Annotated in this window: 27 protein-coding genes; 18 read left to right on the forward strand and 9 right to left on the reverse strand. The window is 71.9% G+C overall.

Annotation, left to right across the window (positions count from 1 at the left end; translation table 11 throughout):
* Window positions 1-1,059 (reverse strand): sugar phosphate isomerase/epimerase family protein, encoded by a 1,059-nt coding sequence (locus V7Q31_RS03520; RefSeq protein ID WP_333832290.1) that lies wholly within the window; start codon window positions 1,057-1,059, stop codon window positions 1-3.
* 140 nt (window positions 1,060-1,199) lie between these two features.
* Here V7Q31_RS03520 and xylB point away from each other — a divergent pair, with 140 nt between their 5' ends.
* Both xylB and V7Q31_RS03530 read left to right on the forward strand, forming a co-directional pair.
* Window positions 1,200-2,669 (forward strand): xylulokinase, encoded by a 1,470-nt coding sequence (xylB, locus tag V7Q31_RS03525; RefSeq protein ID WP_333832291.1) that lies wholly within the window; start codon window positions 1,200-1,202, stop codon window positions 2,667-2,669.
* A 75-nt stretch (window positions 2,670-2,744) separates the two neighbouring features.
* Window positions 2,745-3,962: an argininosuccinate synthase gene (locus V7Q31_RS03530; protein ID WP_333832292.1), complete on the forward strand. Its 1,218-nt coding sequence runs from the start codon at window positions 2,745-2,747 to the stop codon at window positions 3,960-3,962.
* Window positions 3,963-3,971: 9 nt separating this feature from the next.
* Here the strand turns inward: V7Q31_RS03530 and V7Q31_RS03535 are convergent, their stop codons facing one another.
* Window positions 3,972-4,976, reverse strand: coding sequence for a DUF2125 domain-containing protein (locus V7Q31_RS03535; RefSeq protein ID WP_333832293.1), 1,005 nt, complete (start codon window positions 4,974-4,976; stop codon window positions 3,972-3,974).
* 47 nt (window positions 4,977-5,023) lie between these two features.
* On the opposite strand from V7Q31_RS03535, the gene V7Q31_RS03540 reads away from it, so the two are divergent.
* The 4 genes from V7Q31_RS03540 (at window position 5,024) to secF (ending at window position 7,845) form a co-directional block, all read left to right on the forward strand.
* Entirely contained in the window at window positions 5,024-5,569 is a 546-nt protein-coding gene (locus V7Q31_RS03540; protein ID WP_333832294.1) for a gamma-glutamylcyclotransferase, read from the forward strand.
* Between the two features lie 168 nt (window positions 5,570-5,737).
* Window positions 5,738-6,211: a DUF1489 family protein gene (locus V7Q31_RS03545; protein WP_333832295.1), complete on the forward strand. Its 474-nt coding sequence runs from the start codon at window positions 5,738-5,740 to the stop codon at window positions 6,209-6,211.
* Entirely contained in the window at window positions 6,202-6,798 is a 597-nt protein-coding gene (locus tag V7Q31_RS03550) for a hypothetical protein (protein WP_333832296.1), read from the forward strand. The genes V7Q31_RS03545 and V7Q31_RS03550 overlap by 10 nt, the downstream gene beginning before the upstream one ends.
* 105 nt (window positions 6,799-6,903) lie before the next feature.
* Window positions 6,904-7,845, forward strand: a complete 942-nt coding sequence (gene secF, locus V7Q31_RS03555; protein ID WP_333832297.1) for a protein translocase subunit SecF — start codon at window positions 6,904-6,906, stop codon at window positions 7,843-7,845.
* A 58-nt stretch (window positions 7,846-7,903) separates the two neighbouring features.
* Here secF and V7Q31_RS03560 read toward each other — a convergent pair whose 3' ends face one another.
* The 6 genes from V7Q31_RS03560 to gloB form a co-directional block, all read right to left on the reverse strand.
* Window positions 7,904-9,331 (reverse strand): DegQ family serine endoprotease, encoded by a 1,428-nt coding sequence (locus V7Q31_RS03560; RefSeq protein WP_333832298.1) that lies wholly within the window; start codon window positions 9,329-9,331, stop codon window positions 7,904-7,906.
* 119 nt (window positions 9,332-9,450) lie between these two features.
* Window positions 9,451-10,341, reverse strand: a complete 891-nt coding sequence (hflC, locus tag V7Q31_RS03565) for a protease modulator HflC (RefSeq protein ID WP_333832299.1) — start codon at window positions 10,339-10,341, stop codon at window positions 9,451-9,453.
* The gene (gene hflK / locus V7Q31_RS03570; RefSeq protein WP_333832300.1) at window positions 10,341-11,471 is read right to left on the reverse strand and encodes an FtsH protease activity modulator HflK; all 1,131 of its coding nucleotides are present in this window, start codon (window positions 11,469-11,471) and stop codon (window positions 10,341-10,343) included. Before hflK ends, hflC begins: the two co-directional genes overlap by 1 nt.
* A gap of 148 nt (window positions 11,472-11,619) precedes the next feature.
* Window positions 11,620-12,975, reverse strand: a complete 1,356-nt coding sequence (gene gor, locus V7Q31_RS03575) for a glutathione-disulfide reductase (RefSeq protein WP_333832301.1) — start codon at window positions 12,973-12,975, stop codon at window positions 11,620-11,622.
* Between the two features lie 81 nt (window positions 12,976-13,056).
* Window positions 13,057-13,779 (reverse strand): ribose-5-phosphate isomerase RpiA, encoded by a 723-nt coding sequence (gene rpiA, locus V7Q31_RS03580; RefSeq protein ID WP_333832302.1) that lies wholly within the window; start codon window positions 13,777-13,779, stop codon window positions 13,057-13,059.
* Between the two features lie 60 nt (window positions 13,780-13,839).
* Window positions 13,840-14,613 (reverse strand): hydroxyacylglutathione hydrolase, encoded by a 774-nt coding sequence (gene gloB / locus V7Q31_RS03585; RefSeq protein ID WP_333832303.1) that lies wholly within the window; start codon window positions 14,611-14,613, stop codon window positions 13,840-13,842.
* A gap of 68 nt (window positions 14,614-14,681) precedes the next feature.
* Here gloB and V7Q31_RS03590 point away from each other — a divergent pair, with 68 nt between their 5' ends.
* The 4 genes from V7Q31_RS03590 (at window position 14,682) to V7Q31_RS03605 (ending at window position 19,508) form a co-directional block, all read left to right on the forward strand.
* Window positions 14,682-15,497, forward strand: a complete 816-nt coding sequence (locus tag V7Q31_RS03590; RefSeq protein ID WP_333832304.1) for a methyltransferase domain-containing protein — start codon at window positions 14,682-14,684, stop codon at window positions 15,495-15,497.
* 55 nt (window positions 15,498-15,552) lie between these two features.
* Window positions 15,553-16,662 carry a histidinol-phosphate transaminase gene (gene hisC / locus V7Q31_RS03595; RefSeq protein WP_333832305.1) on the forward strand — a complete coding sequence of 370 codons (1,110 nt, stop codon included), beginning with the start codon at window positions 15,553-15,555 and terminating at the stop codon, window positions 16,660-16,662.
* Window positions 16,659-17,615, forward strand: a complete 957-nt coding sequence (locus V7Q31_RS03600) for a prephenate/arogenate dehydrogenase family protein (protein WP_333832306.1) — start codon at window positions 16,659-16,661, stop codon at window positions 17,613-17,615. The genes hisC and V7Q31_RS03600 overlap by 4 nt, the downstream gene beginning before the upstream one ends.
* A gap of 72 nt (window positions 17,616-17,687) precedes the next feature.
* The gene (locus V7Q31_RS03605; protein WP_333832318.1) at window positions 17,688-19,508 is read left to right on the forward strand and encodes an aminopeptidase P family protein; all 1,821 of its coding nucleotides are present in this window, start codon (window positions 17,688-17,690) and stop codon (window positions 19,506-19,508) included.
* Window positions 19,509-19,640: 132 nt separating this feature from the next.
* On the opposite strand, the gene irrA is transcribed toward V7Q31_RS03605, so the two are convergent.
* The gene (gene irrA, locus V7Q31_RS03610) at window positions 19,641-20,063 is read right to left on the reverse strand and encodes an iron response transcriptional regulator IrrA (RefSeq protein WP_333832307.1); all 423 of its coding nucleotides are present in this window, start codon (window positions 20,061-20,063) and stop codon (window positions 19,641-19,643) included.
* Between the two features lie 175 nt (window positions 20,064-20,238).
* On the opposite strand from irrA, the gene fabA reads away from it, so the two are divergent.
* From fabA to V7Q31_RS03650, 8 genes are read left to right on the forward strand one after another with little or no spacing between them, the layout of a single operon-like run.
* Entirely contained in the window at window positions 20,239-20,754 is a 516-nt protein-coding gene (gene fabA / locus V7Q31_RS03615; RefSeq protein ID WP_333832308.1) for a 3-hydroxyacyl-[acyl-carrier-protein] dehydratase FabA, read from the forward strand.
* 50 nt (window positions 20,755-20,804) lie between these two features.
* Window positions 20,805-22,031 (forward strand): beta-ketoacyl-ACP synthase I, encoded by a 1,227-nt coding sequence (fabB, locus tag V7Q31_RS03620; RefSeq protein WP_333832309.1) that lies wholly within the window; start codon window positions 20,805-20,807, stop codon window positions 22,029-22,031.
* A 5-nt stretch (window positions 22,032-22,036) separates the two neighbouring features.
* On the forward strand, window positions 22,037-22,834 hold the full coding sequence (locus V7Q31_RS03625) for an enoyl-ACP reductase FabI (protein ID WP_333832310.1): 798 nt from the start codon (window positions 22,037-22,039) through the stop codon (window positions 22,832-22,834).
* Window positions 22,835-22,837: 3 nt separating this feature from the next.
* Window positions 22,838-23,275: a type II 3-dehydroquinate dehydratase gene (gene aroQ, locus V7Q31_RS03630; RefSeq protein WP_333832311.1), complete on the forward strand. Its 438-nt coding sequence runs from the start codon at window positions 22,838-22,840 to the stop codon at window positions 23,273-23,275.
* Window positions 23,276-23,295: 20 nt separating this feature from the next.
* The gene (locus V7Q31_RS03635; RefSeq protein ID WP_333832312.1) at window positions 23,296-23,589 is read left to right on the forward strand and encodes a DUF1244 domain-containing protein; all 294 of its coding nucleotides are present in this window, start codon (window positions 23,296-23,298) and stop codon (window positions 23,587-23,589) included.
* 46 nt (window positions 23,590-23,635) lie between these two features.
* Window positions 23,636-24,115, forward strand: coding sequence for a nucleoside deaminase (locus V7Q31_RS03640; RefSeq protein WP_333832313.1), 480 nt, complete (start codon window positions 23,636-23,638; stop codon window positions 24,113-24,115).
* Window positions 24,112-25,089 (forward strand): L-threonylcarbamoyladenylate synthase, encoded by a 978-nt coding sequence (locus tag V7Q31_RS03645; RefSeq protein WP_333832314.1) that lies wholly within the window; start codon window positions 24,112-24,114, stop codon window positions 25,087-25,089. Before V7Q31_RS03640 ends, V7Q31_RS03645 begins: the two co-directional genes overlap by 4 nt.
* Window positions 25,090-25,099: 10 nt before the next feature.
* Complete coding sequence (locus tag V7Q31_RS03650; protein WP_333832315.1) at window positions 25,100-26,539, forward strand: FAD-binding oxidoreductase; 1,440 nt, start codon at window positions 25,100-25,102, stop codon at window positions 26,537-26,539.
* Window positions 26,540-26,811 lie beyond the last annotated feature (272 nt).

Consider the following 26,811-nt stretch of genomic DNA (forward strand, 5'->3'; position numbering starts at 1 on the left):
TCACCGGTCGAGCCCGAGGATGCGCCGGTTGGCGGCCTCATCGGCGCCCGCGCCCGCGAAATCGTCGAACGCCTTGTCGGTGACGCGGATGATGCAGTCGCGCACATAGGCCGCGCCCTCGCGCGCGCCGTCCTCGGGGTGCTTGAGGCAGCACTCCCACTCCACCACCGCCCAGCCGTCGAAATCGTTGGCGGCGAGCTTGGCGAAGATCGACCCGAAATCCACCTGCCCGTCGCCGACCGAGCGGAACCGCCCCGCGCGGTTCACCCACGACTGATAGCCGCCATAGACGCCCTGCCGCCCGTCCGGGTTCAGCTCGGCGTCCTTGACGTGGAACATGCGGATGCGGTCGCGGTAGATGTCGAGATTGGCGAGATAGTCGAGCCCCTGAAGCACGTAATGCGAGGGGTCGTAGAGCATGTTGGCGCGCGCATGCCCGCCGACGCGTTCTAGGAACATCTCGAAGCTCGCGCCGTCATGCAGGTCCTCGCCGGGGTGGATTTCGTAGCACAGGTCCACGCCCATCGCGTCGGCGTGATCGAGGATCGGACGCCAGCGCGCGGCCAGCTCGTCGAAAGCCTGTTCGATGAGGCCGGCAGGGCGCTGCGGCCACGGATAGACGAACGGCCAGGCGAGCGCGCCGGAGAAGGTGACATGCGCATTCAGGCCGAGATTGCGCGAGGCGGTCAGGGCGGCCTTGACCTGATCGACGGCCCATGCCCGCCGCGCCTTAGGGTTGCCCCGCACTTCGGGCGCGGCGAAGCCGTCGAACATCTCGTCATAGGCCGGGTGGACGGCGACGAGCTGGCCTTGAAGATGGGTGGACAGCTCGGTGATCTCGACGCCGTTGGCGCGCGCCACGCCGGCGATTTCGTCGCAATAGTCTTTGGAGGTTGCGGCCTTCGCCAGATCGAACAGCCGCGCGTCCCATGAGGGGACCTGCACGCCGAGATAGCCGCACTCGGCGGCCCATTTCGTGATGGCGTCCCACGAGTTGAAGGGCGCGGCGTCGCCCGCGAACTGGGCGAGGAACAGCCCCGGCCCCTTGATGGTCTTCATCGCGCGTCTCCCTCCCCGCCCGGTCTGCCGCCGGCCTGCGCGGGGAGAGTGGCCGAAGCGGCGCGCGCGGGTCAATCGCCTTGGTTGACAGATCGCGTCCCTGGGCATTGGCTTGCGCGCAAGCGGGCGAGGGGGCGGAGATGGCTGGCGGAAGCTGGATCGGGATCGACATCGGCACCTCGGGCGTCAAGGCGGCGCTGATCGACGAGAGCGGAGCGGTGCGCACCGCGACCGATGCGCCCCTGTCCGTGTCGCGCCCGCGCCCCGGCTGGTCGGAGCAGGCGCCGGACGATTGGTGGACCGCCACGCTCGCCGCGATGGACGCGCTCGCCGCAGCCGAGCCCGCGCTGATGCGCGGCGCGCGCGGGATCGGGCTGTCGGGCCAGATGCATGGGGCGACGCTGCTCGACGCCGCCGACCGCCCGCTGCGCCCCTGCATCCTGTGGAACGACGCCCGCTCCGGCGCGGAATGCGCGGCGCTCGACGCCCGGGCGGATTTCCGCGGGATCGGCGGCAATCTGGTGATGGCGGGCTTCACCGCGCCCAAGCTCGAATGGGTCCGCGTCCACGAGCCGGAAATCTTCGCCCAGGTCGCGACCGTCCTCCTGCCCAAGGACTACGTCCGCCTGCTGCTGACCGGAGAGAGGCTCTCCGACATGTCCGACGCCGCCGGCACGCTGTGGATGGATGTCGGCGCGCGCGACTGGTCTGACGCGCTGCTGGAGGCGACCCATCTGAGCCGCGCGCAGATGCCGGGGCTGGTCGAGGGCTCGGCGCCGGCGGGGCGCCTTCGGCCAGACCTCGCCGCGCGATGGGGCATGGCGGCGGCCCCGGTCGTCGCGGGCGGCGGCGGCGACAATGCGGCCTCCGCCTGCGGGGTCGGCGCGGTGCGACCGGGCGAGGGGTTCCTGTCCATCGGCACCTCGGGCGTGCTGTTTCTCGTCACCGAGCGCTTCGCCCCGAACACCGACAGCGCGGTCCACGCCTTCTGCCACGCCATCCCGGACACATGGCACCAGATGGGGGTGATCCTGTCCGCCGCCGACAGCCTGTCCTGGCTCGGGCGGATCACGGGGCGCAAGCCCGCCGATCTTGCGGCCTCGGTCGATCCCGCCGCCGAGCCCGACGAGGACGTTCTTTTTCTGCCCTACCTCTCCGGCGAGCGCACGCCGCTCGCCGACCCGGACGCGCGCGGGGCTTTCATCGGTCTGTCGCAGGCGAGCGGGCCGGAGGCGCTGGCGCGCGCCGTGCTCGAAGGCGTCGCCTTCGCCTTCGCCGATTGCGCCGACGCGCTGAAGGCGGGCGGCGCCGGAGAGATCGGAACGCTCGCAGCAGTGGGCGGCGGCGCGCACTCCGACACATGGCTCCAGATGACGGCGGACGCGACCGGGCTGACGCTCGCGCGCATCGCCGACAGCGGGCACGGAGCGGCGCTGGGCGCGGCGCGGCTGGGGTTCTGCGCCGCCGAAGGCGCCGATCCGCGCGAGGTGCGCCGTCCCGCGCCGGTCCTCGCCGAATTCGCGCCCGATCCGGCGCGCGCCGACGCCGTCGCCGCCCGGCGCGCCCGCTATCGCGCCGCCTGGCCCGCGCTGCGCGCCTTGCGCGGCTGAGGCGCTCCGGCCTCGCCTTGCTCCGCGCCCGCGCCTCGCCTATGAGGCGGCGTCTTGCGCGCAGGAGGGCCGAGCATGTCCCAGCCTAAACGAGTCGTTCTCGCCTATTCGGGCGGCCTCGACACCTCGATCATCCTGAAATGGCTGCAAACCGAGCGCGGCTGCGAGGTGGTGACCTTCACCGCCGATCTCGGTCAGGGCGAGGAGCTCGAGCCCGCGCGCGCCAAGGCGGTGACGATGGGCGTCAAGCCCGAGCACATCTTCATCCGCGACGTGCGCGAGGAATTCGTGCGCGACTTCGTCTTCCCGATGTTCCGGGCGAACGCGCTCTATGAAGGCCAGTATCTGCTCGGCACTTCGATCGCCCGGCCGCTGATCGCCAAGCACCTCGTCGAGATCGCCCGCGCCACCGGGGCCGACGCCGTCGCACATGGCGCGACCGGCAAGGGCAACGATCAGGTCCGCTTCGAGCTGTCGGCCTACGCCCTTGAGCCGGATATCAAGATCATCGCGCCGTGGCGCGAGTGGGACCTCACCTCGCGCACCCGGCTGATCGAATGGGCCGAGGCGCATCAGGTGCCGATCCCGCGCGACAAGCGCGGCGAAGCGCCCTTCAGCGTCGACGCCAACCTCCTGCACACCTCCTCCGAAGGCAAGGTGCTGGAGGACCCCTCGCAGCCGGCGCCGGCCTATGTCTATCAGCGCACCACGGACCCCGAGGCGGCGCCCGACGCGCCGCAGATCGTGGAGATCGGTTTCGAGAAGGGCGATCCGGTCAGCGTCGACGGCGAGGCGCTGTCGCCGGCGGCGCTGCTCGCCCGACTCAACGAGTTCGGCGGGCGTCACGGCGTGGGCCGGCTCGACCTCGTCGAGGGCCGCTATGTCGGCATGAAGTCGCGCGGCATCTACGAGACGCCGGGCGGCACGGTGCTGCTCGTCGCGCGGCGCGGCATGGAGAGCCTGACCATCGACCGCGGCGCAGCCCATCTCAAGGACGAGATGATGCCGCGCTACGCGGAGCTCATCTATAACGGCTACTGGTTCACCCCCGAGCGAGAGATGCTGCAGGCGCTGATCGACAAGAGCCAGGAATTCGTCACGGGAACGGTGACGGTGAAGCTCTACAAGGGGCAGGCGAGCGTGATCGCGCGGTCCTCGCCTCACAGCCTCTATTCCGAGCAGCATGTGACCTTCGAGGACGACGCGGGCGCCTACGACCAGAAGGACGCCGCCGGCTTCATCAAGATCAACGCGCTGCGGCTGCGCCTGCTCGCGATGCGCGCCCGCCGCTGAGGCGCGCGCTCACTCTCGGCGCAGACGCGGCGCCCGGCCCACCGGAACCGGCCCGATCCGCGCCGCGCCGCCCGAGAAGCTGACCGGAACCTCCAGCGTCTCGCCGCCCCCCGACAGGGCGGCGACGAGCGACAGCCCGGCCTCGACGGCCTGCGCGAGCCCGCGCTCCATCGCCCCGCTCTGCGCCGCGGCCCGCAACATCGCGCGCCAGTTGGTCGCCTTCAGCGCGATCTCGCCCTCAGCGAAGCCCCGCGCGTCGGCGCGCAGCGACCCCTGCGCGCGCAATTCGAGATCGCCCCAGCGCGCCTCGGCCGCCTTGATCGACAGCGCGACGATCTGGGGCGGCGCGTCCTCCACGGCGAAGCGGTCGAGCGGACGGTCGAAGGCGGCGCGTGCGTCCAGCGTGACCAGCGACGCCGCTGCCGGGAGCCCGCCCGCCTTGCGCAGCGCTTCGGCGGGCGGGGCGACGTTCGCGGCGCTCAGGAAAATGTCGTAGCCGTTCGCAGGCCCCGCCGCGGGATCGGACGCCTGCACATGCAATTGCGCAGGTCCGCTCGTCAGCCGCCAATCCGCGCTCTCCACCGCTAGCGCCTGCGTCTCCGTCGAGAACCGCGCGAGCGGCAGCGCCGTCCCCGGCGCGAAACGCACCGAAGCGCGCAAGGCGTCGCTGCGCACGGTCGCGCGCGCGCCGGGGACCGCAACGACCTGCTCGGGCGGCAGGGCCAGAACGGCGCGGTCGGGCGCGTAGGACAGGCTGAGGATGTCGAGAAACGGCGCCTCCCAGGCCCAGCCCGCCTCCGGGTCCGCCAGCGCCAGCCCCTCCACCCGCGCGTCGAGCCGGTTGGGGAAGCCGCCGACCGAGACCGCGCGCGCCTCCGCCTGCCAGCCCTCGGCGCGCCGCTCCGCCAGCCAGCCTTCGAGCCCCGCGCGCCGCGCCTCGGCGCCCACCCACCACCAGCCCGACCAGGCTGCGGCGAGGACCAGGACGACGCCGCCGAGCATCCGCCATTTCATCGCGATCTCCCTCGCGCGGCCCCTGCGCGCCCGCTATATCGCCCCTCATGCGCGATCCTCGCAACGGCTTCTGGGTGTTCGGCTACGGCTCGCTGATCTGGCGTCCGGGCTTCGAGGCCTTGCGCGCGGAGCGGGCGCGGCTGCCGGGATGGCGGCGCAGCTTCTGTCTGAAATCGATCCGCTATCGCGGCACGCCCGAAGCGCCCGGTCTCGTGCTCGGCCTCGACTCCGATCCCGATTGCGCCTGCGAGGGGGTCGCGTATCAGGTCGGAGCCGAGACGGCTGAGGCGACGCTGGCCTATCTCCGCGCGCGCGAACTGGTCACCTACGCCTATCGCGAAGAGGTCGCGCCGGCGGCGCTCGTCTCGGGCGAGACGGTGGATGCGCTGATCTACGTCGTGGACCGCGCCCATCCTCAATACGCTGGCGCGCTGCCGCTCGCCGAGCAGGCGGCGATCATCGCGCGCAGCGTCGGACCGATGGGTCCGAATCGGGACTATCTTCGCGAGACCGCACGCAGCCTCGCCGAATGGGGCCTGAGCGACCCCGAGATCGCCCGGCTCGACGCGCTGGTGCATGCCCTAACCGGTTGAGCCGCAAAGACCCCGCTTCCGAAATCTCGGCGCGAACAGGCGTTTGCGGGGCCGTGGCGCAAATTGGTTGCGCGACTGGACGAAATAAACTTGTGACAATTGACCTGTTCGCTGGCGGAGTTCCCAAATAAAGCAGAGTGTCGCACTGGACCAAAGGAGGAGGGGCAGATGCCGGAGGCCCGGCCACTTCACCTTCTGAAGCTCTGCGTCGGCGCCGAGGGCGTCGCGGACTTGGCCGCCTGGCAGGCGGACCGGGCTGCGGCGGCGCGCGCGGCGGGGCTCGACCCGGCGGCGCGTCACGTGACGCGGATGTGGCCGCGCCGCGCCGGAGAGCTTCTGGCGGGCGGGTCGCTTTACTGGGTGTTCCGCGGACTGGTGCTCGCGCGACAGCGCATCCTGGCGCTCGAAGCGGTCGAGAGCGGTGAAAGCGCGCCGCGCTGCGCCATCGTGCTGGCGCCGGACATCGTGCGCACGCAGGCGCAACCGCGCCGGCCCTTTCAGGGCTGGCGCTATCTGACGGAGGCCGACGCGCCGCGCGATCTGGCCGACGGTCCGGGGGCGCAGGACGCGCGCCTGCCGCCGCCGCTTGAGATCGCGCTGGCCGAGATCGGCGTGATCGAAAGGCGACGGCGATGCGGGTGACCGACGAGATGCTCGACCTGCTGGAGCCGGTGCGCGACCTCTGCGTCGCGGACCTGCTGGCCGGCATGGGAGAGGCGCTGAACGACGGCGGCGAAGTGGACGCCGAACCGGTGGATCGCGACGCGGACGGCCATATCCGCCGCGCGCCCCCCTTGAACCTGCCGCGGCGGCACGATTTCTCCGTGCGCGCGCATGGCGCGACGATCCTGCGCCGCACCTCCGGGCGGGCGGCGCTGCGCTTCGCGCCGGTGACGACCGCCGTCGACGACCGCGCGGCCGCGCGGATCGCCCCTTTCGACTGGGCGGCGGCGGACATCCACCTCGTCTGGGACGGCCCCGGCGCGCCCGACTGGACGCCGCTGCGGCGCTGGTATCTCGAGTGGTTCCAGGCGCGCTTCGGCGAGGAGAGCCCGGACCTGCTCGGGGTCGTCCACGCCCTTCACGGGCCGCGCGCCGACGCCGCCGGCTGGCGCGTCACGGTCGATCTCGGCTCCTGTTCGGTGCGCGGCTTCGGGGCGATGCTCGCGGCGCTGGCGCGGGCGGGGTTCCGCGACATCCGGATCGGCGAGACCGAGGACGCGCTCTGAGCTCGAGCCGAGCGCGCGCGGGGTTGAGCCCGGGGGCGCGACGCGGGATATAGTCATGCCCGCTTCGCGCCTCTTTCGGCGCGCCGCCCTGCGATGGATGTGCCCATGTCGCCTTTCCTGCGAAAGACCGCCCCCGGCCCCGCGCCGACGCCGCTTCCCTTCATGCGCTGGCGCTGGATCGGCTTCGCCCTGACGGCGGCGCTGCTGCTCGCATCCGCGGTCGAGTTGGGCTGGCGCGGCCTAAATCTCGGGCTCGACTTCACCGGCGGCGTGCTGGTGCAGGCCGAGGCCGACGCGCCCTTCGACAGCGCGACGCTGCGCGCGGCGCTGGCGGGGCAGGGGCTCGACGGTGCTGTCGTCCAGCTGTCGGACGCCGACCGCACGGCGCTGGTGCGGGCGCGCACCGAGGCCGAGCAGACCGCCACCGCCGTCGCCGCGATCCGCGAGGCGCTGGGGCCGGAGGCGCGCGTGCTGAGCGCCGACGCCGTCGGCCCCAAGGTCTCTGGCGAGCTGTTCCGCGACGGCGCGATCGCCTGCGCGCTCGCGCTGTTCGGCATCGCCTTCTATGTCTGGCTGCGCTTCGAATCGAAATTCGGGCTGGCCGCCTTCATCACCACCATGCACGACGTGGCGCTGATCATCGGCATGTTCGCGCTGACCGGGCTCGTCTTCGATCTCACCTCGATCGCGGCGATGCTGGCGGTGGCGGGCTATTCGATCAACGACACCGTCATCATCTACGACCGCATCCGCGAGAACCTCGCCCGCGACAAGACCGCCGACATCGCCGACGTGATCGACAAGTCGTTGACCGAAACGCTCCGGCGCACGCTGATGACGTCCGGCACCACGCTGGCGACGACGGTCGCTCTGATGATCTTCGGCGGGCCGGTCCTGTTCGGTTTCGCGGCCGCTATCAGTTTCGGCATCGTGATCGGGACGTTCTCCTCGATCTTCGTCGCCGCGCCGTTGCTCATCCATCTGCCGGGCCGCATGCCCGGTCGCGACGACGGGGGCGACGAAGCCGCGCCCGCGCCGGCAGGCTGAAAAAATACCGCGCAGGGCTTTCCCCGCGCGGTCGTCTCGATCCGCGATGCGGCGACGCTCACTCGGCAGTGAGCGGCACCGCCACGAAGCGCACGTCGCCCGCATTGTGCACAAGCATCAGCACGGTCTTGCGGTCCTGCGCGCGGGCGGCCTCGATGCGCTCCAGCACGTCGGCGGGCGTCGCGACCGGCTCCTGACCGACCTCGACCAGCACGTCGCCGGGCCGGACGCCCTTTTCAGCGGCCGCCCCGGACGCGTCGACCGACAGGACGACAACGCCCAGCACGTCATCGGCGAGCGACAGCTCCGCGCGCCGCTCCGGCGTCAGCGCCGCCAGCTCCATGCCGAGCGCGGCGGCGTTCGCAGCCCCTTCCGGCGCCTCGAGCGCGGCCATCTGCTGTTCGCCTTCTTCGAGACGCCCGAGCGCGACGGTTAGCGCCACGGCCTCGCCCTTGCGCCACACTTCGACGGGCACCGCCTTGCCGACGGGCGTCTCGGCGACCATGCGCGGCAGTTCGCGCATCGTTTCCACCGCGCGCCCATCGAAGGTCAGGATCACGTCGCCGGGCTCCACGCCCGCCTCGGCGGCGGGACCGCCGGCGGTCAGGTCGGCCACCAACGCGCCGCGCGGCTTCTCGAGATCGAGACTCTCAGCGATCTCGGGCGTGACCTGCTGGATGCGCACGCCGAGCCAGCCGCGCCGCGTCTCCCCGAACTCGCGCAGCTGCGCGACCACGTTGGTCACGATCTTGGACGGCACCGCGAAGCCGATGCCGATCGAGCCGCCCGAGGGCGAGATGATGGCGGTGTTGACGCCGATCACCTCGCCATCGAGATTGAACAGCGGGCCGCCGGAATTGCCGCGGTTGATCGCGGCGTCGGTCTGGATGAAGTCGTCGTAAGGGCCGGCGTTGATGTCCCGGTTCCGCGCCGAGACGATGCCGGCCGAGACCGAGCCGCCCAGTCCGAACGGGTTGCCGATCGCGACCACCCAGTCGCCCACGCGCATCGTTTCGCTGTCGCCGAAGGGCACGGACTCGAACGGTTCGTCGCCATCGATCTTCAGCAGCGCGATGTCGGTCTTGGGGTCGGTTCCGACCAGCGTGGCGGGCACCGATTCGCCGTCGGCGAAGTTCACCATGATCTCGTCGGCGTTCTCGATCACATGGTTGTTGGTGACCACATAGCCCTCGGGGTCGATCACGAAGCCCGAGCCCAGCGAGTTGGCGGTCCGCGGCCCCTGCCGCTGGTTGCGGTCGAAGAAGTCGCGGAACAGGTCCTCGAGCGGAGAGCCGGGCGGAATGTCGGGCATCTGTGGCCCGGCGCTCCCGACGGTCGTCTGGGTCGAGATGTTCACAACCGCGGGGCTGAGCCGCTCGGCGAGGTCGGCGAAGCTGTCGGGCGCGCGCTGCGCGACCGCGGGCGCCGCGACGCTCAGCGCCAGCGCGACGGCCCCGACCGTTCGGATTGTTCTCTGAAAGCTCATCTGCGTCATCTCCATGGCCGTTCTGTCGTGCGGCTGAGGTCTATCTAGACGCGATTGCGGCGGCCCCAAGGCGCGAGGGGGGCCGCCGCCGCCTCATGCGCGGCGCTTTGGCGGCTGCGTCAGCGCTGGCGCTCGCGGCTCGCGCCGCGTTCGTCCTTGAGATAGTTGAAGAACTCGCTGTCTGGCGACATCACCATCGACGACCTGCCCCCGCCCAGCGCCGCCTCGTAAGCCTGCATCGAGCGGAAGAAGCTGAAGAACTCCGGGTCCTGCCCGAAGGCCTCGGCGAAGATCGCGTTGCGCTGTGCGTCGGCCTCGCCGCGGATGATGTTGGACTCGCGCTGCGCCTCCGACACCAGCTCGATCGCCTGACGGTCGGCGTTGGCGCGCACGCGCTGCGCCGCCTCGGCGCCGCGGGCGCGCTCGTCGGCCGCCTCGCGCTCGCGCTCGGCCTGCATGCGCTCGAAGGTCGCCTGCAGGTTCTGCTGCGGCAGGTCGGTGCGCCGCAGCCGCACGTCCACGATCTCGACGCCGAGTTCGCGCGCGTTGAGCCGCGTCGCGTCGCGGATGCGCTCCATCAGCAGCGCGCGCTGGTCCGACAGCACGGCGTCCGACGTCACCGAACCGAGGACTTCGCGCAGCGCCGCGGTCAGGATGCTGCCGAGCCGTTGGACCGCGGCGGCCTCGTCGAACACGGCCTGACGGAAGCGGATGGTGTCCACGATGCGCCAGCGCGCGAAGGCGTCGACCACGAGCCGGCGGTCGTCGAGCGGCGTGACTTCGAGCGAGTTGGTCTCGAGCGGCAGGATGCGGTCCTCGTAGAACGAGACGTTCTGGATGAACGGCACCTTGAAGTAGAGGCCCGGAGCCTCGATCGGCTCGCGCACGACCTGGCCGAACTGCAGCACCAGCGCGCGCTTGCGTTCATCGACGATGAAGGCCGCGTTGACCAGCAGGAACAGCAGCAGGGCGACTGCGCCGCCTGCGATGATCGCGATACGGTTCTGCATCACTGGCCGCTCCTGCGCAGTTCGTTGAGGGGCAGATAGGGCACGACGCCCTGACCGCCGCCGCCTTCGGGCTGGTCGATGATCACCTTGTCGATGTCGCCGAGCACCCGCTCCATCGTCTCGAGATAGAGGCGCGTGCGCGTGACGTCCGGCGCCAGCTGGTATTCGCCGAGGATCGACTTGAAGCGCTGCGCCTCACCGGCGGCCTCGTTGACGGCCTGCGCGCGATAGCCCTCGGCCTCCTGCAGGATCTGCGCCGCGCGACCGCGGGCCTCGGCGAGCGCCTGGTTGGCGTAGGCCTCGGCGCGCTTCTCGGCGGTGTCGCGGTCCTGACTGGCGGCCTGCACGTCGCGGAAGGCGTCGATCACCTGTTGCGGCGGATCGGCGCGGTCGAAGTTGACGCGCAGCACGTTGACGCCCGCCTGATAGCTGTCGAGCGTCGACTGGATCAGGTCGCGCACCTGCTGGCTGATCAGCGCGCGGTCGCGGTTGAGGATCGGGCTGAGCTGCGAGCGGCTGATCACGTCGCGCATCGACGATTCGCTTACGGCCCGGATCGTCTCGGCCTGGCCGGCGAGGTTGAACAGATGCGCCCGCAGGTCGTTGATGTTCCAGACCACCTGGAAATCGATGTCGACGATGTTCTCGTCGCTCGTGAGCATCAGCCCTTCGTCGCGCCCCGAGGTGGTGCGCCCCGCCGGCGTGTAGCCTACGTCGATGGTGTTCTCGCGGGTGACCGCGCGCTTCTCGTAGGTCACCACCGGCCAGGGCGCGAAGTTGAGGCCCGGCTGCCCGGTGTCGATATACTCGCCGAACAGCAATTCGACCGACTGCTCTTCCGGCGCGAGGGTGTAGAGCGAGGCGAAGACCCAGCCGGCGAACAGGACGATCCCGCCCCCGATCAGCGCTGTGCGCGGCTTAATCGGCGGCAGTCCGCCGCCGCCCCCGCGCCCGCCCGTGCCGCCGCCGACGATCACGCGCAGGCGCTCGCGCCCCTGGCGCAGGATGTCGTCGATGTCGGGGGGGCGCTTGTCGCCGCCGCCTCCGCCGCCCCAGGGGCCGCGGCCGCCGCCCTGTCCGTCGCCGCCGCCGCCGCCCCAAGGGCCGCCGGAATTGTTGCTCCAAGGCATGTTGGCTCGATCCTCCTGCTCGGGTCGCGCGCGCGCGCCTCCGGGCCTTCGCTTATAGGGAGAGGGCGCTTGCGCTGCAACGCGCGCCCCCCGCAGACGTCTCAGCCCTACTTGGCGTCGCCTGCGCGCCGTTCAAGCCGCGAGCGCTTCACGCGACCGGATCGCGCAGGGTGACGAGTTCCTCCGCCGCGGTGGGATGGACCGCGACGGTGCGGTCGAAATCCTCCTTGGTCGCGCGCATTTTCACGGCGATCCCGGCGAGCTGGATCATCTCGCCGGCGCTCGGCCCCACGACGTGGACGCCGAGCACGCGCCGGCTGTCCTTCGCCACGACGAGCTTCATCAGCATCCGCTCGTCGCGCCCGGAAATCGTGTTCATCATGGGGCGGAAGGCCGCGCGATAAATCTCGACCGGTCCTTCGGCGCGCGCCTGCTCCTCCGTCAGGCCAACCGTTCCGATCTCGGGCTGGGTGAAGACGGCGGTGGCGACGTCGGAATGGTCGGCCTGCGTCGGCCTGCCGCCGAATACGGTCTCGGCGAAAGCCGCGCCCTCGCGGATCGCCACCGGCGTCAGCGCCAGACGGTCGGTCACGTCGCCGACGGCGTAGATCGAGGGGACGGCGCTCTGCGAGAAGCCGTCAACCTCGACGGCCCCGCCTTCGGTCAGCCGGACGCCGGCCTCCTCCAGACCCAACCCGCGGGTCGCCGGGCGCCGGCCGGTGGCGTACATCACCGCGTCCACCGCCAGAACGTCGCCGCCGGTCAGCCGCAGGCTGAGATGGTCGCCCTCGCGGTCGATGGCGGCGACGTCGTCGCCGAAGCGCAGATCGACGCCGCGCGCCCGCATCGCCTCGGCGACATGCAGCCGCACCTCCTCGTCGAAGCCGCGCAGGAACAGCTTTCCGCGGTAGATCTGCGTCGTCTGCGCGCCCAGCCCATTGAAGATGCCGGCGAATTCGCTGGCGATGTAGCCGCCGCCGATCACGGCGACCCGGCCCGGCAGATGGGGCAGGTCGAACGCCTCGTTGGAGGTGATCGCGTGATGCGCGCCGGGCACGTCGGGCACGAAGGGCGCCCCCCCCGTCGCGATCAGGATGTGCTTCGCCGTCACGGCGCGGTCGTTCCCGGCCAGCCGCACCTCGTGCGGCCCCGCCACCGTCGCGCGGCAGCGGTGCAGTTCGACCCCCGCCGCGTCGAGATTGCGCGCATAGACGCCTTCGAGCCGGGCGATTTCGGCGTCCTTGGCGGCGATCAGCTTCGTCCAGTCGAAGCTGCGCTGCCCGAGGGTCCAGCCGAAGCCCGCGGCGTCCTCGAAGGCGCTGGCGAAACTGGCGGCGTAGACCAGCAGCTTCTTGGGCACGCAGCCCCGGATCACGCAGGTGCCGCCGAAGCGATGCTCCTCGGCGAGCCCGACCCGCGCGCCCATCTGCGCCGACATCCGCGCCGCGCGCACACCCCCGGACCCGCCGCCGATCACGAAGAGGTCGTAGTCGAACGAGGTCATCCGCAAGCTCCGCCGTCAGGGTCCGCAATTAGAGATCGGACGCTGCTTAGGCCGCGCCGCGCGCCCCCGCAACCATCCGCCTCAGCCGCGTTCGATGCGCCGCACGGCGCCGTCCGGAGCGCCGATCAGCGCCAGATCGGCGATGTCGACGAAGAGCCCCGTCTCGATCACGCCGGGGATCGCGATGAGCCGCGACGCGAGCCGCGGCGCGTCGGCGATGGCGCCGAGGGAGAGGTCGAAGATGAAGTGCCCGCCATCGGTCAGGAAGGGCTCGTCGCGATGCAGCCGCAGCGCGATGGCGCAGCCCTCGTGGCCGAGCTCGCGCAAGGTCGCCTCGACGATGGCGCGGGTTGTCTCCCAGCCGAAGGGGACCACTTCGACCGGCAGCGGAAAGGCGCCCAACGTCGCCACATGCTTGGTCGCGTCGGCGATGACCGCCATCCGGTCCGAGGCGCAGGCGACGATCTTCTCCTGCAGCAGCGCGCCGCCGCCGCCCTTGATCAGCGTCAGCCGGTCGTCGAGCTCATCGGCGCCGTCCACCGTGAGGTCGAGCCAGCCCGCCTCGTCGAGCGTCGTCAGCGGCACGCCCTCCCGCTCGGCGAGCTGGCCGGTGCGCACCGATGTCGGGACGCCGACGACGCCGGTCAGCGCGCCGGAGCGCATCTTCGCGCCGAGCGACCTTACGAACCAGTCGGCGGTCGAGCCGGTGCCGAGCCCGAGCCGCATGCCCGGCGCGACGAGATCGAGAGCGGCGTCGGCCGCGGCCTTCTTGGCGGCGTCGGCGGGCGAGAGGGCGTGCGGCATGGACGGAGCCTCGGATGGGAGACGGGGAGGGGATGGCGGCGTGGTGAGGGCGACTGCGCGTCAGAACGCGTCCTTGCGGCGGCGGATTTCGGAGAAAACCGCCGCCGGGTCGGCGCCGTCGAGCCCGATCGCCGCCTGCAGGGCGGGCTCCTTGGCGCGCAGGAAAGGGTTGGCGGCCAGCTCGCGCCCGATGGTGCTCGGGACTGTCGGCGCGCCCTGCGCGCGCTGCGCCTCGATCAGCGCGCCCTGCTCGGCGAGCGCGGCGTTGCCCGGCTCGACGCTGCGCGCGAAGGCGAGGTTGGACAGCGTGTATTCGTGGCCGCACCAGACCGTCGTCGCGGGGTCGAGCCGGGCGAGCTTGGACAGGCTGTTCCACATCATCGCATGCGTCCCCTCGAACACCCGCCCGCAGCCGAGCGCGAACAGCGAATCGCCGCTGAACAGCGCCTTCGCATCCGGGAAGTGATAGGCGATGTGGTTGAGCGTGTGGCCGGAGACGTCGATCGCAACCGCGCGCGCGTCGCCGAGCGCGATGGTCTCGCCCTCGTCGAGCGCCCGGTCGAGCGGGGGCAGCCGGCCCGCATCGGCCCGCGCGCCGGCGATCCTGCAGCCGAACTGCGCCTGCAGCGCCGGAACGCCCGCGACATGGTCGTCATGGTGATGCGTCAGCCAGATCCAGTCGAGCCCCCAGCCGCGCTCCGCCAGCGCCTTCGCGATCGGCGCGGCGTCGGGCGCGTCGATCACGGCCGTCTCGCCGCCCGGCGCGCGCAGCAGATAGGCGTAATTGTCCGCGCGGCAGGGGACGACGACGATCTCGAGGGGCGCTTCAGGCACGACAGGTTCTCCCGCGTCGATTTGCCGGCGTCGACGCGCCGGCGTTGATTTGGCGGGCACCTTAACCCATGGTCGCGGCCATGCACATCGACGCCGTGGACCTGCGCAGCTTCTACTACCGCACGAAGCTCGGGCGCGTCGCGCAGACAGCGCTGCGCGCGGCGCTGCGCGAGCTCTGGCCCGACATCCACGGCATGTCGCTGGCCGGCTACGGCTTCGCCGCGCCCTTCCTGCGCCCGTTCAAGGCCGAAGCCGCGCGCACGCTCTGCCTGATGCCCGCCCAGCAGGGGGCCTTCCATTGGCCGATCGACGGCGCCAACGTCTCGGTGCTGGTCGAGGAGCGGAACTGGCCGATCAACGCCGGTTTCTTCGACCGCATCGTGGTCGCGCACGGCCTCGAGACGTCGGAGCGCCCCGGCAAGCTGCTCGAGGAGATCAACCGCTGCCTCGCCCCCGGCGGGAAGGCGATCTTCATCGCGCCGAACCGCTCCGGCCTGTGGGCGCGGCGCGACGCGACGCCTTTCGGATATGGGCGGCCCTACAGCGTCGGCCAGCTCGAGCGGCAATTGCAGGAGCACGGCTTCGAGCCCGAGCGCAGCGCTGCGGCCCTTTATGCGCTGCCCTCGCACAAGGCGTTCTGGCTGCGCATGGCGCCGCTGGTGGAGAAGACCGGCCGCAGCTTCGGGGCCGACAGGCTGGCCGGGGCGATCCTCGTCGAGACCACCAAGCTCGCCTTCGCCGCGCCCCGCAGCGGCTCGAAAGTCGCGGCGACTGCGCCGATCGGCATTCTGGAGGGGCTGACGCGCCCGAAACCGGCGGCGGGGCGCGCGGCGCGGGACTCGGGCGCGCGCGGACCTCTGGCCAGCGGACGTTCCGACCGCTAGGACTCCGCCGTCCGGGCGCGCGGCAGGCGCGCGCCCACGCTCTCCGGGCCGAGACATGACCGCACCGCACCCCGCCATCGCCCCGCGCCCCGGCATCCTCGACATCGCCCCCTATGTCGGCGGCGAAAGCGGCGCGCCCGGCGCCAACCGCGCGATCAAGCTTTCGGCCAACGAGAACCCGCGCGGCCCCAGCCCCGCCGCCGTCGAGGCCTATCGCGCCTGCGCCGCGGGCCTCGCCCTCTATCCCGACGGCGGCGCCGAAAGCCTGCGCGCCGCCATCGGCGCGGCGGAAGGGCTCGACCCCGCGCGCATCGTCTGCGGCGCGGGCTCCGACGAGATCATCTCGCTGCTCTGCCAGGCCTATGCCGGCCCCGGCGACGAAGTGCTGCACAGCCGCCACGGCTTCCTGATGTACGCCATTTCGGCCAAGGCCGCCGGCGCGACGCCGGTCGCCGCGCCCGAGACCGAGCTGACGGCGGATGTCGACGCGCTGCTCGCCGCCTGCACGCCGCGCACGCGGCTGGTGTTCCTCGCCAATCCCAACAACCCCACCGGCACGCTGGTTTCGCAGGCCGAGGTCGCGCGCCTCGCCGAGGGTCTGCCGCCGCAGGCGCTGCTGGTGCTCGACGCGGCCTACGCCGAATATGTCGCGGCCCCCGGTTACGACGCCGGCGCGGCGCTGGCCGACGCGCGCGACAACGTCGTGATGACGCGCACCTTCTCCAAGATCCACGGGCTCGCCGCGCTGCGGCTCGGCTGGGCCTACGGGCCGACGCATGTGATCGACGTGCTCAACCGGGTGCGCGGCCCGTTCAACGTCTCCGTCCCGGCCATCGCCGCAGGCGCCGCCGCCATCGCCGACCGCGAGCATGTCGCCGCCGAAGCCGCCCGCAACGCGGCATGGCGCGACTGGCTGGCCGGCCGCCTCGCGGCAGCCGGCGTTCCCTGCACGAGGGCGCATGGCAATTTCCTGCTGGCGCGCTTCGGCGAGACCGGCCCCGCCAGCGCGCCCGAGGCCGACGGATGGCTGAAGACGCGGGGCCTGATCGTGCGGCGGATGGAGGGTTACGGGCTCGCCGGCTGGCTGCGCATCTCGATCGGCGAGGAGGCGGCGTGCCGCATGGTCGCCGACGCCGTCGACGCCTTCCGGGCGGCCAGGGCGTGAGCGGCGCCGCCCCGCCGCTCTTCGGGCGGGTGGCGCTGATCGGGCTGGGGCTGATCGGCGCTTCGATGGCCTGGGCGATGCGGCGCGACAACGTCGCGCGCGAGATCGCGGGGTACGCCCGCTCGGCGGACACCCGCGCCGCCGCCGGCCGGCTCGGCTTTCTCGACACGGTCTGCGACAGCGCCGCCGACGCCGCCCGAGGCGCCGACGTGGTCGTTCTCTGCGTGCCGGTCGGCGCGATGGAAGCCGTCGCCGCCGAAATCGCCCCGGCGCTCTCCCCCGGCGCCATCGTCACCGATGTCGGCTCGGTGAAGGCCGCTGTGATCGCCGCCGTCGCGCCGCATCTGCCCGAAGGCGCGGCTTTCGTGCCGGCCCATCCGCTCGCCGGCACCGAGCAGTCCGGCCCCGAGGCGGGCTTCGCGACGCTGTTCGACAACCGGTGGTGCATCCTGACGCCGACGCCCGCCTCGCCGCGCCGGGCGGTCGACAAGATCGCCGATCTGTGGCGGCGCTGCGGGGCCAATGTCGAGGAGATGACGCCGCAGCATCACGATCTGGTGCTCGCCGTGACCAGCCACACGCCGCATCTGATCGCCTACACCATGGTCGGCGTCGCCGACGACATGGCGCAGGTCACCGAATCTGAAGTGATCAAGTATTCCGCCGCGGGTTTCCGCGACTTCACTCGCATCGCCGCCTCGGACCCCACCATGTGGCGCGACGTGTTTCTGACCAACCGCGAGGCGACGCTCGAGATCCTCGGGCGCTTCACCGAGGAGCTGTTCGCGCTTCAGCGCGCGATCCGGATGGGCGACGGAGAGATGCTGTTCGACTATTTCACCCGCACGCGGGCGATACGGCGCGGCATTCTGGAGGCCGGGCAGGACACGGCCGCTCCGGATTTCGGGCGCGCGCGCGGCCTTGGAGACGCTGTCGGCGGGGGCGGCGAATAGCGGCGCGGGCTTGCGTCGAACCGCGTTTTGCGCCCCTTTTGATCGTCCCCGCAGATGCCCGAATTGGCGCAGATGTTCCAGAGCTACGACCTCCCCGATGTCCGAGCGGAAACCTCTGCGCGACTCGCCCGCCTGCGCGACGCGCTGCGCGGGCTGGGGCTCGACGGTTTCCTGATCCCCCGCGCCGACGCCCATCAGGGCGAGACGGTCGCCCCCTGCGAGGAGCGGCTCGCCTGGCTGACCGGCTTCACCGGCTCGGCGGGGCTGTGCGCCGTGACGGCGGAACGCGCCGCGCTGTTCGTCGACGGGCGCTACACGCTGCAGGCGCGCGCGCAGATCGACGCGGAGGCCTTCGAGATCGCCGCCCTGCATGACGGCGGCCCCGAGGAATGGCTCGCCGAGGCGCTGCACGGCGGCGCCGCGCTCGGTCTCGACCCGATGCTGCACACCGCCGCCCAGGTCGAGCGGTTGCGCCACGCGGCGGAGAAGGCGGGCGCGCGGCTCGTCATGGTCGAGCCCAATCCAATCGACGCGCTGTGGGAGGACCGCCCCGGCCCGCCGCTCGGCTCGGCGCATCCGCATCCGGAGGCGCTGGCCGGCGCGAGCGCCGCCGACAAGCGCGCGCGCGTCGCCGCAACGCTCGCCGAGGCGGGCGCGCAGGCCTCGGTGCTGACGCTGCCCGACAGCATCGCCTGGCTCTTCAACATCCGCGGCTCGGATCTCGCGCGCTCGCCGGCGCCGCTCGCCTTCGCGATCCTGCGCGCCGACGCCTCGGCCACGATCTTCGCCGAGGAGGACAAGTTCGACGGGGCGGCGCGCGCGCATCTGGGCGACGCCGTCTCCGTCGCGTCGCCCGCCGCCTTCGGGCCGGCGCTCGACGCGCTTCGGGGCGCGCGCGCGCTGGTGGATCGCGACAGCGCGCCGGCCTGGGTGGGCATGCGGCTCGAGGCCGCGGGCGCGACGCCGGTCTGGGCGCGCGACCCTTGCATCCTGCCCAAGGCGACCAAGACCGACGCCGAGCTCGCAGGCGCCCGCGCCGCCCATCTGCGCGACGGCGCGGCGATGGCGCGCTTCCTGCGCTGGCTGTCGGAGACGGCGCCGCAGGGCGGCCTCACCGAGATCGACGTCGCGCGGCGCCTCGAGGCCGAGCGCGCCGCCGACCCGCTGCTGCGCGACATCGCTTTCGACACGATCTGCGGCGCCGGGCCGAACGGCGCCGTCGTGCATTACCGCGTCAGCCGCGCCAGCAACCGCGCCGTCGCGCCGGGCGAGCTTCTGCTCGTCGACAGCGGCGGGCAATATGAGGACGGCACGACCGACGTCACCCGGACCCTCGCCATCGGCGCGCCCGACCCGCTGGCGCGCCGGCTGTTCACGCTGGTGCTCAAGGGCATGATCGCGCTCAGCCGCGCGCGCTTTCCCGAAGGGACCGAGGGCCGCGCGCTCGACCCGCTGGCGCGCGCGGCGCTCTGGCGGGCCGGCCATGACTACGACCATGGGACGGGCCATGGCGTCGGCGCCTATCTCAACGTGCATGAAGGCCCTCAGAGCATCTCCAAGCGCGGCGCGGAGCCTTTGCGGCCCGGCATGATCGTGTCCAACGAGCCCGGCTGCTATCTGGAGGGGCGCTTCGGCATCCGCATCGAGAACCTGCTCGCTGTGACGCCGGCGGTCGAGGTCGAGGGCGGGGCGCGTCCGATGCTCGGTTTCGAGACGCTGACCTGGGTCCCGATCGACTGCGCGCTGGTGGATGCGGACCTGCTGGCGGCGTCCGAGCGCGCGTGGCTGGACGCCTATCACGCCAAGGTCGCGTCGCTAATCGGCCCGCTCCTCGACGAGGCGGACCGCGCCTGGCTCAAGGCGGCCTGCGCGCCGCTGATTTCGGGGCTCTGACAGGGGCCGCTCCGTCGACGACAGGCGGGCGGCTCAAGCGGAGCTCGACCTGAAGGAAGCAGGTCCTAGGTGGGCGCCGTTGTTTTCAAGGGAAAAAGTTGGTTACCTGAGTCCCTCGGGTCGGCTTGCGCCCTAGCTCCGGCGCAGCCGGACCACGACGTCGACGCGGGCGATCTCGTAGCCCTTGGGAGGTTCGGGCAGCCGGGCGATCTCGACGCTGCTGGCGGGGGCGTCGGACAGGCGCGCGTCGTCCTCCCAGTAGAAATGCGGGTGATCCTCGGTGCGCGTGTCGAAATAGCTGCGCGCGCCGTCGACGGTGATCTCGGTCAGCAGCCCGGCTTCGGTGAAGCATTTCAGCGTGTTGTAGACGGTCGCGAGCGCCACCCCGTCGCCTGCCTCGCGCGCGGCGTCGAACAGGCTCTCGGCGGTGACGTGCCGGTGGCCGCCATCGCCGACCAGCAGGCGCGCCAGCAGCCGGCGCTGCCGCGTCGGGCGCAGCCCTGCGCCTTCGAGCCAGCGATCCGCCCGGCGCAATTCCGCGCCTTCGGCCGGCATGTTCCGATCCTGCGCCACGCCCATCGCAAGGCCCTTCGCAAATCCGCATTGCATCTCTGATCTTAACGCGTTGCGACGGCGAACGCCAGCGCGCGCGCTGCGTCGTCTTGCGCGCGTCGCAAAGGGGGTGCTAGGGAGCGGGGAACGGCGAGGCGGGCAGCGGGACTTCGACGAAATGGCCGACCGGGAAACGAGTTACGATTTCGAAGGGCTGATGCGCTGCGCCCGGGGCGAGCTGTTCGGCCCCGGCAACGCGCAACTCCCCGCGCCGCCCATGCTGATGATGGACCGCGTCACCGCGATCGAGCCCGAAGGCGGCGCGCATGGCAAGGGCCGCATCGTCGCCGAATACGACGTCAAGCCCGATCTGTGGTTTTTCAAGTGCCATTTCCTCGGCGATCCGGTGATGCCGGGCTGCCTTGGGCTCGACGCGCTGTGGCAGCTCACGGGGTTCTTCCTCGGCTGGCGGGGGATGCCCGGCAAGGGCCGCGCCCTCGGCGTCGGCGAGGTGAAGTTCACCGGAATGGTCACACCGTCTTCGCGTCTGGTGCGGTATACGGTCGAGTTCAAGCGCATCATCGACCGCAAGCTCAAGCTCGGCATCGCCGATGGCGAGATGGCGGTGGACGGTCAGGTCATCTATCAGGCGACCGACATGCGGGTGGGGCTGTTCGAGGCCGAACCGGCCTGAGAGGCGCTCGGCGCCGGCCCGATCCGCGCGGTCTGGAAGGGAGCACGCTCATGCGGCGCGTCGTCGTCACCGGTATCGGCATCGTCTCCTCGATCGGCAATTCGGCGCAGCAAGTCGCCGCGGCGCTGCGCGAGGGCCGATCGGGCCTGTCCGCCGCGCCCGATTACGCGGAGCACGGCTTCCGCTGCCAGGTGCATGGCCGCCCCGACATCGATCTCGACGCGCTGATCGACAAGCGCGACCGCCGCTTCATGGGCGACGGCGCCGCCTACAACTACATTGCGATGCAGCAGGCCATCGCCGACAGCGGCCTGGAAAAAGCGGAGGTCAGCCACCCCCGGACCGGGCTGATCGTGGGCTCGGGCGGGCCGTCGACGCGCAACCTGTTCGCCGCCCACCAGATCGTCGTCGAGAAGGGCTCGCCCAAGCGGATGGGGCCGTTCATGGTCACGCGCTGCATGTCCTCGACCAACTCCGCCTGCCTCGCCACGCCCTTCGGGATCAAGGGCGTGAACTACTCGATCACCTCCGCCTGCTCGACGTCGGCCCATTGCATCGGGAACGCGGTCGAGCAGATCCAGTGGGGCAAGCAGGACGTCGTGTTCGCCGGCGGCGGCGAGGAGCTCGACTGGACGCTGTCGTGCCTGTTCGACGCGATGGGGGCGATGTCCTCGAAATACAACGCGACGCCCCGGACGGCGAGCCGCGCCTTCGACGCCAATCGCGACGGCTTCGTGATCGCGGGCGGCGGCGGGGTGCTCGTGCTCGAGGAACTCGAACGCGCCAAGGCGCGCGGCGCGCGCATCTACGCCGAGGTGACCGGCTACGGCGCCACGTCGGACGGCCACGATATGGTCGCGCCGTCGGGCGAGGGGGCCGAGCGCTGCATGAAGCTCGCGACCGCCACGCTCGGCGACCGCAAGGTCAGCTATATCAACGCCCACGGCACCTCGACGCCCGCCGGCGACGTGACGGAGGTGAAGGCGGTGCGCGCCGTCTTCGGCGAAGGCGCGACGCCGCCGATCAGCTCGACCAAGTCGCTGACCGGCCATTCGCTCGGCGCGACCGGCGTGCAGGAGGCGATCTACTGCCTGCTGATGCTGCAGGGCGATTTCATCGCCGCCTCCGCCAACATCGAGACGCTCGACCCCGAAATCCACGCGCATGAGATCGTCACCAGGCGGATCGACGACGCGGGGCTCGACACGGTGCTCTCCAATTCCTTCGGCTTCGGCGGCACCAACGCGACGCTCGCCCTCAGCCGCTATCACGGGTGACGCAGATGGGCCTGATGACCGGCAAGCGCGGTCTGGTGATGGGCGTGGCCAACGACCACTCCATCGCCTGGGGGATCGCGCAGACGCTGGCCGCGCACGGCGCCGAGATCGCGCTCACCTATCAGGGCGAGCAGTTCGGCCGGCGGGTGAAGCCGCTCGCCGACGGCATCGGCTGCGCCCATGTGCTGCCCGCGGACGTGCTCGACGATTCCAGCCTCGACGCGGTGTTCGCGGCGCTCGGCGCGGCGTGGGGGAGCATGGATTTCCTCGTCCACGCCATCGCCTATTCCGACAAGGCCGAGCTGACGGGCCGCTTCGCCGACACCACCCGCGCCAATTTCCGCCAGACGATGGAGATCAGCTGCTTCTCCTTCGTCGATCTCGCGCGTCGCTCCGCCGAGATGATGCCGCAAGGCGGCGGGCTGATCACGCTCAGCTATCTCGGCGCGCAGCGGGTCATGCCGAACTACAATGTCATGGGCGTGGCCAAGGCCGCGCTGGAGTCGAGCGTGCGCTACCTCGCCAACGATCTCGGCCAGCAGGGTGTGCGGGTCAACGCGCTGTCGCCGGGGCCGATGCGCACGCTGGCCGGCTCGGTGATCGGCGGCGCGCGAAAGGTGTTCAAGACCAGCGCCGAGACCGCGCCCCTGCGGCGCAACATGGCGCTCGGCGAAGTCGGGGGCGCCGCGCTGTTTCTGCTGTCGGATCTCGGAACGGGCGTCACCGGCGAGGTGATCCATGTCGACGGCGGCTATCACGCGATGGGCATGCCGCCGATCGCCGCCAATGGCGAGCCCGCCTGAGCCATGCGATGCGTCTTCGTCCTCAACGGGCCGAGCCTCAACTTGCTCGGCGTGCGCCAACCGGAGATCTACGGGCGCGCGACGCTCGGCGATATCGAGTCAGAATGCCGAGTGCTGGGCGCCGAACTGGGCCTTTCGATCGACTTCCGCCAGTCCAACCACGAGGGCGTGCTGGTGGACTGGATTCAGGAGGCGCGGGGCGCCGCGCAGGCCGTGGTGATCAACCCCGCCGCCTACACCCACACTTCCGTCGCGCTGCTCGACGCGCTGAGCGCATTTGACGGGCCAGTGATCGAGGTGCATCTCTCCAACGTGCACAAGCGCGACGCGTTCCGCCGACACTCCTATGTGTCGCTGCGCGCCGACGGGGTGATCGCCGGCTGCGGCGCTGAGGGGTACCTGCTGGCGCTGCGCCGCGTGGCGAGCCTGCTCGCGGACTGACCGAACAGGGAGTGGAGACGATGGACGACGCGACCCGCACCGAACTCGAAGCTGCCGCCTTCCGGCGCTTGGTCGCGCATCTGCGCGCGCGCGCCGACGTGCAGAACATCGATATGATGAACCTCGCCGGGTTCTGCCGGAACTGCCTGAGCAACTGGTATCAGGACGCGGCGCAGGAGCGCGGGATCGAGATGGGCAAGGAGGACGCGCGCGAGGTCGTCTACGGCATGCCTTATTCCGAGTGGAAGGCGCGCCACCAGACCGAGGCGACGCCAGAGCAGCAGGCCGCCTTCGTCCACAGCCACAAGCACTGAGGCGGCGCCGCTTGCCTTGCGCGCCCGGCGCGCGCAAAGCGAGGACATGAACGCCCGCTCCCTTCTGGCCGTTTCCGCGCCGATGGCGCGCGCGCTGGACCTCGCGCGCGCGGCGGCGGCGGCGGGCGAGGCGCCGGTGGGGGCGGTGGTCGCGGGGCCCGACGGGGCGATTGTCGCCGAGGCGGCGAATGCGATGCGGGCGCGGCGCGACCCGACCGCCCATGCGGAACTGCTGGCCATTCGCGCCGCTTGCGAGGCGCTCGGGGCCGAGCGGCTGACCGGCTGCGATCTGCATGTGACGCTCGAACCCTGCCCGATGTGCGCCGGCGCCATCATGCATGCGCGGCTGCGCCGGCTCTACTACGCCGCCTCCGACCCCAAGGGGGGCGCGGTGGCGCATGGGCCGCGCCTGTTCGCCCAGCCGACCTGCCTGCACCGGCCCGAGATCTACGACGGCATGGGGGGCGAGGCCTCGGCGGAGCTCCTGCGCGGGTTCTTCCGGGCGTTGCGCGAGGGCGGCCGATGACGGCGCGCTGGACCGAGGCGGAGACGGGGGAGGCGGCGCGGGCGCTGCGGGCGGGGAGCCTTGTCGCCTTCCCGACCGAGACGGTTTACGGGCTCGGCGCGCTGGCTGCGGACGGGCGGGCGGTCGCGGCGATCTACGCGGCGAAGGGCCGCCCGCGCTTCAACCCGCTGATCGTCCATGTCGCGGAGCTGTCCGAGGCCGAGCGGATCGGCGCGCTCGACGCCCGCGCCCGCGCGCTGGCGGGCGCGTTCTGGCCGGGGCCGCTGACGCTGGTCGCCCCGCTGCGCGCTGGCGCGGAGGTGGCGGAGCTGGCGCTGGCGGGGCTCGGGACGGTGGCGCTGCGGGCGCCGGCGCATCCGCTGGCGCAGGCGCTGCTTGTCGCGGTCGGCGCGCCGCTCGTCGCGCCGTCGGCCAACCGCTCCGGATCGGTCTCGCCGACGACGGCGGCGCATGTGCTGGAGGGGCTGGAGGGCAGGATCGCGGGGGTGCTCGACGGCGGCCCCTGCGCGGTGGGGCTCGAGTCGAGCATTGTCGATCTCGCCGGGCCGCAGGCGCGTCTGCTGCGCCCCGGCGGTCTGCCCGCCGCCGCGATCGAGGCGGCGCTCGGCGCGCCGCTCGTCCGCGTCGGTGGGGACGCGGCGGTGGCGGCCCCGGGAATGCTCGCCAGCCATTACGCCCCGGGCGCGGCGTTGCGGCTCGACGCGAACGCCCCGCGGCAGGGCGAGGCATGGCTGGGCTTCGGCGCCGATCCGCATGAGGCGGCGCAGGCGGTCGCAGCCCGCAACCTCTCGGCCTCGGGCGATCTGGCTGAGGCGGCGGCGCATCTGTTCGCCGATCTGCGCGCGCTCGACGCGGCGTTGGGCGGTCGGGGACGGATCGCGGTCGCGCCCATCCCCGCGCACGGCCTCGGCGAGGCGATCGCCGACCGGCTGCGACGCGCCGCCGCGCCGCGCCCGACGCCCGTCTCGCGTTAAGAACCGTTGCATGTCCGGACTGAACGCGCCCTCGCCCGACTTCCTCGACCGGCTCCGGGCGCTGCTCGGGCCGCAGGGCTGGCGCGACGGGCCGGAGATCGCGCGCTATCTGGAGGAGCCGCGCGGGCGCTGGCATGGCGCGGCGGCGCTGGTCGCCCGGCCCGCCGATGTCGAGGAGACGGCGGATATCCTGCGGCTGTGCTCGGCGGCGCGGGTCGGCGTCGTGCCCTATGGCGGGGGCACGGGGCTCGTCGGCGGGCAGGTCGCCTCCGACGGCCCGCCGCCGGTGCTGCTCTCGGTCGAACGGATGACCGCGATCCGCTCCGTGAGCGCTGAGGAGGACGCGATGGTCGTCGAGGCGGGCGTCGTCCTCGCCGACGCGCAGGCCGCCGCCGCGCGCGCCGACCGGCTGTTTCCACTGTCGCTGGCGGCGGAGGGATCGGCGCGGATCGGCGGCGTGCTCGCCTGCAACGCCGGCGGGGTGGCCGTGCTGCGCTACGGCAACGCGCGCGACCTGACGCTGGGGATCGAGGCGGCGTTGCCGGACGGCACGGTGCTGCGCGGGCTCAAGACGCTGCGCAAGGACAATATGGGCTACGACATACGCCATCTGATGATCGGCGCGGAAGGCACGCTCGGCGTCATCACCGCCGCCGCGCTGCGCCTGTTCCCGAGGCCGCGCGAGACGGCCACCGCTTTCTGCGCCGCGCCCGACCCGGCGGCGGCGAGCGCGCTGTTGCGGCTGCTGCGCGACCGGCTGGGCCCGGCGATCTCGGCCTTCGAACTGCTGAGCGCGCAGGGCATGGCGTTTCTCGCCGAGACCTGTCCCGAGGTTCCCCGCCCGCCGGTGGAGGGACGATGGTTCGCGCTGGTCGAGGCGACGGGCGGCGAGGGATCGGGCGTCGGCGCGGCGCTCGAGGCCGGGCTCGCCGCGGGCTTCGAGGCGGGTCTGGTCGAGGACGCCGCGATCGCCCAGTCCGAGAGCCAGCGCGCGGCCTTCTGGCGCATCCGCGAGGACACGCCCGAGGCGAACCGGCGCATCGGGGCGATTTCGAGCCACGACATCTCGGTGCCGCTGGCCGCGATCCCGGATTTCATCGCCCGGGGCCACGAGGCCGTCGCCCGGCTCAACCCGCATCTGCGGATCAACTGCTTCGGCCATGTCGGCGACGGCAATCTGCATTACAACGTCTTCCCGCCGCCCGGCGAGACGCGCGCCGCCTTTGAGACGCTCCGCGCCCCGATCAAGCGGACCCTGCACGATCTGGTGGACGGGTTCGGCGGGTCCGTCGCCGCCGAGCACGGCATTGGGCGGCTCAAGACCGAAGACCTCGCGCGCTACGGCGACCCGGGCAAGCTGGCGGCGATGCGGGCGATCAAGGACGCGCTCGATCCTGCGGGCGTGATGAACCCCGGCGCCGTGCTCCCGGCACGTCCGCCCCTCCCCTAAGGGGGAGGGACGGCGGGGCCGAGACGCAACTCCGGCCCGGACGCCACGCGACGTCACCCCCGCGCTTGCGCGCGAGGTCAGGTGTAGGGGGTTCGTCTTAGGATAGCGTTGAAGGGGTCGCGCGCCTTCGTCTCAAATCTTCGGGGCGTTCGCCCGAAGATCGCCTGTCAGACCCGCGCGAGCCCGGTCAGATGCGCGATGTTCTTGAAGAAGATGCGCACATGCGCAAGCGGCTTGGCCTTGACCAGCTCCTTGTTCATGTAGGCGTCGAA

This window comes from Rubrimonas sp. (assembly GCF_036788415.1).
Lineage (GTDB): Bacteria > Pseudomonadota > Alphaproteobacteria > Rhodobacterales > Rhodobacteraceae > Rubrimonas.